An 11920-nucleotide genomic window follows, 5' to 3' on the forward strand; every position below is an offset into this window, starting at 1 on the left:
GAGTTGTCCCGGGCGGAGCCGGGTGGTCAGCCGTTCTCCTTGGCGCCCGGGCCCGGGCGGCTGCCGAACGTCCGGTCCAGCGCCGCGTACCGCTCGTCGGCCGTCTCCTCGTCTGCGGCCTGTTCCATGGCGAGCGCCCGGACCAGGTCGTGGAAGAAGTATCGCGCCTGGCTCGAACCGTCGACCTGGACGACGTCCAGCAGTCGGGCGTCGACCAGTTGCTCCAGCAGCTCCCGCGCGGTGGCGAGGGTGACGTCGAGCAGCACCGCCGCGGTCCAGATGGCGAACCGGGGCGCGTCCAGCAGGGCCAGCAGCCGGAAGGCACGCCGGGCCGGCTCGTCCAGGCCCTGGAGGCTCAGCGCCACGCTGGCCCGTACCTCCAGGTCACCGATCCGCAGTTCGTCCAGCCGCCGACGCTGGCTGGAGAGCCGGTCGGCGAGCCGGGCCAGTCGCCAGTGCGGCTTGGCGGTGAGCCGGGCACCCGCGATGCGTACGCCGAGCGGCAGGTGCCCGCAGAGTTCGACGATGCGTACCGCGGACTCCGGCTCGGCGGCCACCCGGGCGGCACCGACGATCTTGGAGAGCAACTCCAGCGCCTGCCGGTGTTCGAGGACGTCCAGGTCGATCAGGGGTACGCCCTCCAGCGCCGCCAGCCGGGCCCGGCTGGTCACCATCGCCGCGCAGGTCGGGCTCTCCGGCAGCAGCGGGCGTACCTGCTGCTCGCTGGCGGCGTTGTCGAGCAGCACCAGCACCCGCCGCCCGGCGAGCCGGTTCTGGTAGAGCTGGACCCGCTCCGCCATCGACGGCGGGATCTCCGACGCCTCCACCCCGAGCGCCCGCAGGATGGTGCCGAGCAGGTCCACCGGGTCCGCCGGCTGTGGTCCGGCGCCGCGCAGGTCCAGATAGATCTGCCCGTCCGGGTACGACGAGCGCAGCAGGTGTCCGACGTGGATCGCCAGGGCGGTCTTGCCCAGCCCGGCCATCCCGCCGATCACGCAGGCGAGCCGCCGCCCACCGTTGTCCGCCCGGGTACGCAGCAGCGCGACCACCTGGGCGGCCTCCCGGTCCCGGCCGGTGAAGTCGGCCACGTCCGGCGGGAGCCGGGCCGGCAGCGGTTCGGCCGGGGTACGCCGGACGGCCACCCGGACCTCCGGCGCCGGCAGGGTCAGCGACGCCTCGGCGGCCAGGATGGACTTGTGCAGGTCCTGTAGCTCGCGTCCCGGGTCGATGCCGAGTTCCTCGGCGAGCAGGTGCCGGTAGTCCTGGTAGCTGGCGAGCGCGTCGGCCTGCCGGCCGCACCGGTAGAGCGTCAGCATGAGCTGGCCGCGCAACTGCTCGCGCAGCGGGTCCGCCGCGACCAGCCCGGTCAGCTCGACGACCAGCCGCCCGTGCTGCCCGAGCGCGAGTTCCGCGTCGATCCGGTCGCCGAGCGCGGCCAGCCGCGCCTCCTCCAGGCGGGGCCGCTCCGCGTCGCTGAGGAACTCGGTCACCCCGGCGAGGGCGGGGCCGCGCCACAGCGCGAGGGCGCCGCGCAGCGCCTCGGCGGCGTCGGCGGGCCGGCCCTCGGCGAGGGCGTCCCGGCCGCGCGCCGCGAGCTGCTCGAAACGCACCAGGTCGAACCGCTCGGGGGCGACCCGCAGCACGTAGCCGGGGCGCTGCCGGACGATCTCGGCGTCCGGTGCGAGCTTGGCGCGCAGCCGGGAGACGTACGTCTGGATCTGCGCGGCGGCGGTGACCGGCGGGTCGTCGCCCCAGAGCACCACGGCGAGCCGCGAGTCGGAGACCACCCGCCCCCGGGCGAGCAGCAGTACGGCGAGCACGGTGCGTACCTTGGACGCGCTGAGTTCGACCAGGCCGGTCGAGTCGACCACCTCGACCGAGCCGAGGATCCGGAATTCCATCTCCCCGGGCCGGGGGTGGCCGGCCACGCCCGGCCCGGTGGAATCGACCGGTGCCGGAGCCGGCGGGGTTCCGAACATCAGGACCTCCCCGCCGGACGTCATCGGAAGTCCTTGCCGTGGCTCACCGCGAGCGGCCGGCCGACCGCGCGGTAACGGCGCCGGGTCTCGGTGTCCAGGTCCTCGTAGACCGGGTCGAGGGCGTCGGCCATGAACAGCTCCCGCATCAGCGCCCGCTGCACCTTGCCGCCGGGCGACTTGCGCACCTTGCCGGGACGCAGGAAGGCCACGTTGGCCACCCGTACCCCGAAGCACCGGCTGAGCCAGTCCTTGACGCCACGGGCCAGCGACGAGAGCGTCGCCGGGTCGGCCGGCTCCGCCTCGACCTCGTGCAGGACGACGATCTCCTGTCGGGGCGACGGCACCGCGAAGACGGTGCCGGTCAGGTCGGCGAACCGGGTGTCGGAGGTGCGTACCGCCTTCTCCATGTCGTGCGGATAGAGGCTCCGCCCGCCGATGACCAGCATCTCGCGCATCCGGCCGAGCACGTAGAGCTCGGCGCCGGCCCAGACGCCGAGGTCACCGGTACGCAGGTAGCCGCCCTCGCCGTCGGCGGTGGTCGCCTCGAAGGCCCGGTCGCTCTCCACCTCGCGCCGCCAGTAGCCACGGGCCACGCTCCGGCCCCGGATCCAGATCTCGCCGAGCCGCCCCTCGGGCAATACGGCGGTGGTGTCCGGGTCGACGATCCTGACGTCAAGACCATTTACCGTGCCGCTACTGACAAGCGATCTCGCCGCGGCCGCATCGGTCGCCGCCGGCAGCAGGATGTTCTGTTCCAACCGGCTCGGATCGAACCGTTCCACCGCGAGCGGACGACCGGGTCGGGTGCCGGAGACGAACAATGTCGACTCGGTGATGTGATAGCCGACCCGCACGGCTTCGCGACGGAAGCCGGCCGGCGCGAACCGGTCGGCGAATTCGATCAGCGGCTCGGGCTCGATCGGATCCGCACCACCGACGCAGGCGTGCTCCCACCGGGCCAGGTCCAAGCCTCTGACCTGCTCGTCGGTCACCCCGCGCGCGCACATCCGGTAGGCGAAACCGGGCGCGGAACTGATCCGCACATCGCATTTGTCGATAGCTTTCAACCAGCGGAACGGATCGGTGAAAAAATCATCGGGCGACATGAGCACGGTGGTGGCGCCGCGATAGAGCGGTTCGAGCAGCATTTTGAGCAGACCGGCGCCGTCGTGCAGTGGCAACCAACCGAGGGAACGGTCCTGCGGCGTCAGCGAAAACGCGTCCCTGAACATTTCGAAGTTGTGCGCCAGGTTCTCATGGCTGATCATCACACCTTTTGGATCGCTCATGGACCCGGTCGTATAGCGCAGCAGCGCCAAGGTGCTCGAACCGATGTGCGTCGGCCCGTCCCAGGCACCCGGGGCAGCCGGCCCGGCGAGGTCGGTGGCGGTGCAGAGCAGCCGGTCCAGCCCGTCCTGGCTCATCCAGTCGGAGACCGTGACCAGGCTTCCGCTGTCGGTCAGCACGATCCTCGGGTCGGAGTCCAGCGCGATCCCGGTGGCCCGCATGAGGTGGTGCTTGTCCCCGTCGGGCAGCGGGGCCGGCACCGGGACGACACCGGCATACATACAGCCCAGGATGCTTTTGACGAACTCTAGGCCCGTCGGATAGAGCAGTAGTGCGCGATCGCCGGGACGACAGCGGTCCCGGAGTCTGCCGGCCAACTGCCGGGCAGCCCGGTCCAGCTCGCCGTAGCTCAAGGACTCCGAACGTTCTTCACGTTCGTCCCAACGGAGGAGGACAACAGCCTCCCGGTCCGGATCCTGGTCGGCGTGTCGGGCGACCCGCTCCACCAAACCCACGATTCCCACCCGCATTTCCCCCCAAAATGTTGGCTACAGGAAGCGTGACCAACCACGGCCGGCCGCCGAATGAGCGACAGGCTCCCAGCGGCCACGACCGCGGACGCCAGTACTCCCCAAACGCTCACGGACGGTTCCGCCTACGATATCGGTGCACCGATATTCAATCAAGTCAGGTTGGAGACAGCGATAAGAACTTCGAGCGAAACATCGGGATAACGTCCCGTCGCTTATCGAGTCCGGGCCTTCACTACCGAATGGTAACCTTGTCTGCATTGCCGCAATGTCCCGCCCACCAGGGCAATTGGCCCGGCCGGCCGGGATACTCACCGTTTCTTTGCCGACGCAAACAACATAGTCGGGCGTCGTCTGGATACGGCCGCGTATCCAGAAGACAAGACAGTTTCACATACTCGTCCGTAACCGGGGCGATCCGCAGCCGGAACAGGCCGGGCGGAGTCGGAAATAGGGGACGACATGCGAGAAGCCCGCCCTGGCGGCCGGGTGGCTGCCGGGGCGGGCTTCCGCTCGCGCTGGGTCGGGCTGGGGTCAGGCGTTCGACGGCTCCGCCATCGCCACCGCGATCTGCCGAGGGCCGGTGAACGGCTCGCGGCCGTGCGCCGCGAGCATGTTGTCGACCACCAGCACGTCGTCGTACTGCCAGTCGAACCGTACGGTCGCGGCACGGTAACAGTCGCGCAGGTGGGAGATGACGTCGTCCGGGATCCGGGCCCCGTCACCGTAGTAGGTGTTCGTCGGCAGGTCCTCCTCGTCGAACATCTCCAGGACCCCCTCCCGGACGTCCCTCGGCAGCGTCGTCACGTGGAAGAACGTGGCGTGGTTGAACCACACCGCCTCGCCGCTGACCGGGTGCGTGTGCACCGGCTTGCGGACCGCCCGGGTCCGCAACCCGCCGCCGTCCCGCCATTCGGTCTCGATCCCGTTGCCCGCGCAGTACTCCGTGACGGCCGCCCGGTCGTCGGTGTTGAAGATCTGCTGCCACGAGGTGCCGAACGAGCCGTGGAAGTTGCGCACCACCATCCAGCCCCGCCGGACGAACTCCTCGCGGATGGTCGGGTCGATCGACCGGTACACCTTGCGGATGTCGGCCAGCGGGGTGGCCCCCCGGGTGGCCGGCGCCTGCCGGCAGTAGAAGTAGAGGGTCAGCGGCCACACCGCCTGGTAGGAGTTCTCGTTGTGCAGGAAGATCTCCTCTTCCGGCGGGTAGTCGGTCGAGGTGTAGACCTGGCCCTTGATCGTGCTGCGCGGCGAGGAGCGCTCCGAATAGGTCAGCGGCGGGCCGGAGAGGGCGCGCACCACCGCGTCGAAGCCGTCGACCCCACCGATGGAGAAGCCACGCAGCAGCAGCGCGCCCCGCTCGTTGAGGATCTTCCGCAGGCCGGCACGCTCGGCCCGGATCAGCTCCCCGATCTCGGCGCCGGCCGACTCGCGGGTGACCAGGTGCGGCATTGTTCCGATGTCAGTAGTGGAGGAAGTCATGGTCCGGCCCTTCGGTCTGGACAACTCCGCGCGGCGATCCGGCGGCTCAGTCGGACATGGCAACCAGGACCCGGCGCCGTCCGGTGAACGGACGCCGGCCGTGGCCGACCAGTACATTGTCGATCAGCAACACGTCACCCTGGCACCAGTTGACATCGACGGCGCTCTCCAGACCGCGATCGCGTACCTGGATAACGTAGTCGTCGGGGATCGGAGTGCCGTCGGCGAAGGTGACCGACTGCGGAAGCTCGTCCGGCGGCAGCACCTCGGCCAGCGACTTCGCGGTCTCGTCACCGAGCGCCGCCGGGTGCCACTGGTCGGACTGGTTGAACCACACCTCGACCCCGGTCACCGGGTGCCGGGTGGTGGAGGGGCGGTCCTGGGTGACCCGCAGCCCACCGTCGGACTTCCACTCCCACTTCGCCTCGGTGCTGCTCAGGAACGCCTCGACCTCGTCCCGGTCCGAGGTCTCGAAGGTGTCCTGCCAGCTCTTGCCGAGACCGAAGCCGTCGTGCAGGTTCTGGGTGTAGCGCACCCCACCGGCGTACGCGGCGCGCACCTCCGGGTCCAGCGAGTGCAGCCAGAGTGCGGCGTCGACCACCGGAGTGGCGCCACCGGTCTCCGCCGCCGTGTGGCAGAAGAACATCAGCCGGGACGGCCACTGGTGGGCGTACGACAGCTCGTTGTGCATCGAGATGGTGAACTCGGGCGGGTACTCGGTGGAGGTGTAGACGTTCTTCCCCACCTTGGTGCGCGGCGAGTTGCCGTGCACGTACGCCAGCCGGTTGGGCAGCAGCCGGTCCATGACCGGGTCGAGCGTCTCCTCCGTCACCTGGAAGCCACGGAAGACCAGCGCCTTCTCGGCGGTCAGCTGCTTCTCCAGGTCCGGCGTCGTCGAGAGGTAGTCGACCAGCCCCTGCGGGCTCGCCGCCACCCCGGCGGCCGCCGGGTCGATCTCCATCGGTCTCCAGGTCTGGTGACCTTCCATCGGACTCTCCCTTCGAGGGGACTCCCGCGAAAGGTGGAGACCGGTAGCGGGAATCGGAAGGTAATGCGTCGGTGACACAGCCGTCATCCAGTCCAAGGATGCAGGCAAGATCTATACTTTCTCGATACTGCGGCCATTGGCCGGCTGAGCTGCGGCAACGGTCGGACCGGCGGCGCCGTTCCCGGTCCGGACACCGGCCGCCGGAGGCACGTTGTTGCGGCCGGGCGCCGCGTGCCGGCCGAGTCGGCGGACCATCCGGGCGTTGTCCGGAGTCCGGGCGATGCCCCGCACCGCCGGACTGAGCACGGCGAGCACCACCAGCGACGACATCACCGCGCTGAGCCACAGCACCGTCGGCCGGATCCCGGCGCCGGCCAGCAGCACCCCGCCACCCAGCGCGCCGAGGAAGTTCGACCCCGAGGCCAGCAGCGTGGCGACCGCGCCGACCCGGCCCATCATCGGATCCGGGGTGATCCGGACCATGTACACCATGCCGACCACGTTGAAGAGTCCGCCGACGTAGCTGTTGGCGGCGAAGATCACCGACAGGTGGACCGGGTTGGTGGTGAAGGCCATCAGCGGCACCGTCACCGCCCAGGCGGCCAGCCCGCCCACCACCAGGGCCCGCAGGGTGGCCCGGCGCAGCCACCACATGCCGCTCAGCGCGCCGAGCATCCCGCCGATGCCACTGGCCCCGATCACCGCGCCGACCACGGCGGCCGAACCGCCGCCGTTGCGGATGATGACCATCAACGCCAGGGTGAGCGCCTGGAAGACGGCATTGCTGATCGCCACGAACCCCAGCACGGTACGCAGGAAGCGCTGTTGCCACATCCAGGCCAGCCCCTCGGCGATGTCGGCGCGCAGCGTGGTGACGCGTCGCTCCGTACGGGCCTGTTGGAAGGGCTTGCGGATCAGCAGCAGCGCGATCAGGGAGCCGAGGTGGGCGATCGTGGTGAAGAGGAACGGCGCCCACTTGGCCGCCGTGAAGAGCACCCCGCCGACCGGCTGACCGATCAGCACCGCCGCGCGGCCCCGGGCCTCGTTCTGGGTCAGCGCGGTCGACAGTTGATCGGCCGGGACGAGCTGCCGGACGGCGGCCCGCTCGCCGAGCTGGTAGAAGACGCTCAGGCTGGTCTGCACGAACGCCACGACCATGAGCTGGGGCACCCAGATCCGGTCGAGCAGCACGGCCAGGGCCACGCTGCCGGTGGCGACGAGACAGCCCAGATCACAGAAGATCATCATCCGGCGGCGGTCCCAGCGGTCGACGAACGCGCCCGCCGGCAACTGGACCAGCAGATGCGGCAGCAGCGCCGCGGCCCCGACCAGGCCCGCGTTCCCGGCCGAGCCGGTGTACCAGAGCACCAGCATCGGGTACGCGATCGAGGTGATCCGGGCCCCGATCAGGGTGCCGGCCGCCCCGACCCAGAGCAGCAGGAAGTCCCGGTTGCGGCGCAGCGGAACACTCGGCGGGCCTGGTTCGGCCGGCGCCGGAGGTTCACCGGGAGGTGTCGGCGGGGCACCACGCGGCACCGCCCCGCCGGATGGCGGGGCGGGCTCCTCCACGATGCTCACGATCCGGACCCCGGCGGCCCGTCGACCGGGCCACGGCGGCACCACTCCAACACCGCCATCGCGCTGTGCATCTTGTTCTCCGCCTGCTCGAAGGCGATGCTCGCCGGGCCGTCCAGCACCTCGGCGGTGACCTCCTCGCCCCGGTGCGCCGGCAGGTCGTGCATGAAGACCGCGTCCGGGCTGCCGACCCAGAGCCCGGCGTCGACCTGGAACGGTGCGAAGATCTCCCGCCAGTTCGGGTCGGGCTTGCTGGTGCCGGTGGTCTGCCAGCGGGTGGTGTAGACGACGTCGAAACCGCCGGGCAGCTCCGCCATGTCGTGCCGCTCGCGGATCGTCGCCGTACCCCGGGCCGCCTGCGCGGAGGCGGTCGCCCTGATCTCCTCGGTCAGCCCGTACCCCGGCGGGGTACGCAGCTCCAGGTGGGTGCCGGCGTACCGGGTCAGGGCCAGGGCCAGCGCGGCGGCGCTGTTGTTGCCCTCGCCGACGTAGAGCACCCGCAGCCCGTCGATCCGTCCGAAGTGGTCGAGCATGGTGGTCAGGTCGGTCAGCGCCTGGGTCGGGTGCTCGTCGGCGCTCATCGCGTTGACCACCGACATCCGGTCCTGGTCGGCCAGTTGCCGCAACTCCGCCGGGTCACCCGAGGTGCGGGCCACCAGCACGTCGAGCATCCGGGACATCACCCGGCCGGTGTCGGCGTGCGTCTCGCCGGTGTTGAGCTGGAGGTCCTCCGGCCCGTACGCGACGATCTGCGCGCCGAGCCGCAGCGCACCGCTGGAGAACGCGGTCCGGGTCCGGGTCGAGGTCCGCTTGAAGTAGACGCCGACCACGTCGCCGTCGAGCGGCCGCTCCCGCCGGGCCTGCCCGGACCGGAACCGTACCCCCCGGGCGACGATGGACCGCAGGTCCTCGTCGGTCAGGTCGTTGATCGAGATCAGGTGTCGCACCGTCCGCGCCTCCTCCCGCACCGGACCGGTGGCCGGCGCCGCGTCCCGGGTCAGGTCGGCCTCGGTTCCGGCGCGCCCGGCCGGCTCGCCGACCCGGATGGTCTCGTCGTCCTCGGCGGCGGCGTAACCCGCCGTCGCCGCCGCGCCGCCGGGCCGCTCGACCCAGCCGGCCAGTTCGGTGGCGACGAACGACTGCACCGCCTTGCCGGACTCGGAGTTCGTCAGCACCACGAAGCCGTCACCGGCGCGGAGCCGGCCCATGGTCATCGCCCGGTAGCCGACCGTCTCGCCCGGGTGCCCGAACTCCAGGTCCGGCGCGGTGTCGTCGACGACCGTGCCGAGACCGTAGAAGGTGCCCGGCGAGGCGACCGCCACCAGTTCGGCGGCGAGTTCCGGGGTGAGCAGCTCGCCGCCGCCCAGGTGCGCACGGTGGATCTCGACCAGCACCCGGGCCAGGTCCGCGGCGGTCGTCCAGAGACCCCCGGCGGCCAGCGCCGGACGGTTGCGCCAGCCACCGGGTACGGGTACCCCGTGCTCGTCGTGACCGAGCGCGACCCGCCGGGCGGGGTCGGCCGGGAACGCCGGGTCGAAACTACTGTCGGTCATGCCCAGCGGTGCCAGGACGAGCCGGCGGAGCAGCTCCGGGAACGGTTCACCGGTCAGGTCGACCAGCACCTGTTGCAGCACCGCGTAGTGGCTGTTGGTCTTCCGGAACGACTCCCCCGGCACCAGTTCGGGCCGGACCGGCTCGGAGGTCGCCGGCGGGCGGCCGTGCAGCACGTCGAGCAGGTCCGGCATCGGCTCGGTCGGGGCGTACCCGGTGTTCGGGCTGGTGGAGAGGCCGGAGAGGTTCGCCAGCAGGTGCCGTACGGTGACCGGCGCCGGCCCGTCCGGCACCCGCCACGAGGTGAGGTACCGGTTCACGTCGGCGTCCAGCTCCAGCCGCCCCTGACCGACCAGCCGGAGTACGCCGAGCGCGGTCACGTGCTTGCTGATCGAGGCGACCTGGAACGGGGTCTCCGGGGTGACCGGCTCGGCCCCACCGGCGACGAGTACGCCGTAGCCGCGTACCTCGGCGACCTGGCCGGCCCGGACCAGCGCGACACTCGCCCCGGGTATCTGATGCGCGGCCATGGTGGGCAGCGGCGACGGCCCGGCGGCGAGCCGACCCACCGGACCCGGCTCGACCCGGGCGGCCGGCACCGGCTCGGCGGTGCCGGCGGTGACCGGCTCGGCCGTGACGGCGACCGCTGCCGGTGCGGCGGCGTTCGGTTCCGGTGCGGCGGCTGCCACCGCTTCCGGTGCGGGGGCTGCGGCCCTGTCCCGGCCCGGTGTGATGACGGGCAGCAGCTGGGTCGGCTCGACGAGCAGACTGGCCGGAGCCGGTGCGCCGAGGGCGACGGCCAGCTCGGCGACGCTGCCGTGCTGGTAGAGCATCCGCAACGACACCGGAAGGTCGGCCTTCCGGGCGGCGGTGACGAGCTGCACGATCCGCATCGAGTCGGCGCCCAGGTCGAAGAACCTGTCGTGCACCCCCACCCGGTCGATGCCGAGCACCTCCACGCAGATCCGGGCGATCCGCCGCTCGATCTCGTTGCGCGGCGCCACGAACTCGCGCTCGCCACCGAAGGACGTGCGCTCCGGCGCCGGCAGCGCCCGCCGGTCCACCTTGCCGGCCGAGTTCAGCGGCAACGCGTCCAGGGTGACGAAGGCGACCGGCACCATGTAGCCGGGCAGCGCCTCGGCCAGGAAGTCACGCAGCCCGGCCGGCTCGATCGGCCGGCCGTCCACCGGTACGACGTAGCCGGCAAGCCACTTCTCGCCGCCCTGGTCCTCCCGGGCCACCACCACCCCGTTGCGGACGTCCGGATGGGCGAGCAGCCGCTCCTCGATCTCGGGCAGCTCGATCCGGTGCCCCCGGATCTTCACCTGGTGGTCCGCCCGACCCAGGAACTCCAGGTTCCCGTCCGGCCCGTACCGGACCAGGTCACCGGTGCGGTACATCCGGGTCCCGGCCGCCTTGCCGAACGGCTCCGGCAGGAACTTCTCCGCGGTCAGCTCGGGGCGGTTGACGTACCCCCGGGCGACGCCGTCACCGGCGATGTACAGCTCGCCGACGACGCCGACCGCGACCGGCTGGAAGTCCCGGTCCAGCACGTACGTCCGGGTGTTCGCGATCGGCCGGCCGATCGGCACCACCTCGACGTCCCCGGGCACGTCCCAACTCGTCGACCAGATCGCGGTCTCGGTCGGACCGTACACGTTGACCAGTCGCTTCACCCGGCCGCGCAGGTCACCGGCGAGCGCCGGCGGCAGCGCCTCGCCGCCGACCAGCGCGACCACCGGCCGTTGCCCGAAACCCGCGTCCAGCAGCAGCTTCCAGCCCGACGGCGTCGCCTGGACGTGCGTCACCGGATAGCGGTCGAGCAGGCTGAGCAGCTCCGGACTGTCCCCCACCTCGTCGTCGTCGGCCAGCACCAGCCGGCCGCCGGTGACCAGCGGGAGATACAGCTCCAGCCCGGAGATGTCGAAGGAGAGCGAGGTGGCGGCGAGCCAGACGTCGTCGGTGCCGGCGTCCAGCAGCCGGCGCATCGAGAAGAGCAGGTTCAACAGCGCCCGGTGCGAGATCTGCACGCCCTTCGGCCGCCCGGTCGAGCCGGAGGTGAAGATGATGTACGCCAGCTGGTGCTGGTCGTCGCGGCGGGGCACCGGCTCCGCCGGCCGGGACTCGATCACGTTCTCGTCCCGGTCGGCGAGGACGTGCCGGCCGGCGTAGACCCCGTTCAGCCGGCCGACCAGCCTCGACTCGCTCACCACCAGTTCCGCGCCGGCGGTCTCCAGCATGTAGCCCAGCCGTTCCGCCGGCAGCTCCGGGTCCAGCGGCACGTACGCCGCACCGGCCTTCCAGACCGCCAGCAGCCAGGCCACCAGGGACGGCTCCCGCCCCAGCAGCACCCCGACCACCGACTCCGGCCCGACCCCGACCGCCCGCAGGTGCTGGGCGTACCGGTTCGCCAGCGCGTCGAGTTCGGCGTACCGGACCCGCTCGCCGCCCTGGACCACCGCCACCGACTTCGGGGTGGCCGCGGCCTGCGCCTCGACAATGTGGTGCACCGATCGACTCATCTT

At 71.4% G+C, this 11920-nt stretch carries 6 protein-coding genes and 1 pseudogene; all 7 read right to left on the minus strand.

What is annotated here, in order from left to right:
* Window positions 1-26: 26 nt before the first annotated feature.
* Window positions 27-1979, minus strand: coding sequence for an AfsR/SARP family transcriptional regulator (locus tag C6W10_RS05885; protein WP_159104480.1), 1953 nt, complete (start codon window positions 1977-1979; stop codon window positions 27-29).
* 20 nt (window positions 1980-1999) lie between these two features.
* The gene (locus tag C6W10_RS05890; RefSeq protein ID WP_107257164.1) at window positions 2000-3796 is read right to left on the minus strand and encodes a fatty acyl-AMP ligase; all 1797 of its coding nucleotides are present in this window, start codon (window positions 3794-3796) and stop codon (window positions 2000-2002) included.
* A gap of 534 nt (window positions 3797-4330) precedes the next feature.
* Window positions 4331-5251, minus strand: a complete 921-nt coding sequence (locus C6W10_RS05895; protein WP_234361637.1) for a TauD/TfdA family dioxygenase — start codon at window positions 5249-5251, stop codon at window positions 4331-4333.
* A gap of 76 nt (window positions 5252-5327) precedes the next feature.
* The gene (locus tag C6W10_RS05900; protein WP_107257166.1) at window positions 5328-6269 is read right to left on the minus strand and encodes a TauD/TfdA family dioxygenase; all 942 of its coding nucleotides are present in this window, start codon (window positions 6267-6269) and stop codon (window positions 5328-5330) included.
* 111 nt (window positions 6270-6380) lie between these two features.
* Window positions 6381-7847: an MFS transporter gene (locus C6W10_RS05905; protein WP_159104482.1), complete on the minus strand. Its 1467-nt coding sequence runs from the start codon at window positions 7845-7847 to the stop codon at window positions 6381-6383.
* Window positions 7844-8791, minus strand: coding sequence for an ornithine carbamoyltransferase (locus tag C6W10_RS39615; RefSeq protein ID WP_107270847.1), 948 nt, complete (start codon window positions 8789-8791; stop codon window positions 7844-7846). The genes C6W10_RS05905 and C6W10_RS39615 overlap by 4 nt, the downstream gene beginning before the upstream one ends.
* 216 nt (window positions 8792-9007) lie before the next feature.
* Window positions 9008-11917: pseudogene (locus tag C6W10_RS05910) on the minus strand (amino acid adenylation domain-containing protein); the annotation flags it as partial.
* Window positions 11918-11920 lie beyond the last annotated feature (3 nt).

It is taken from the genome of Plantactinospora sp. BB1, assembly GCF_003030385.1.
Taxonomy (GTDB): Bacteria; Actinomycetota; Actinomycetes; order Mycobacteriales; family Micromonosporaceae; genus Plantactinospora.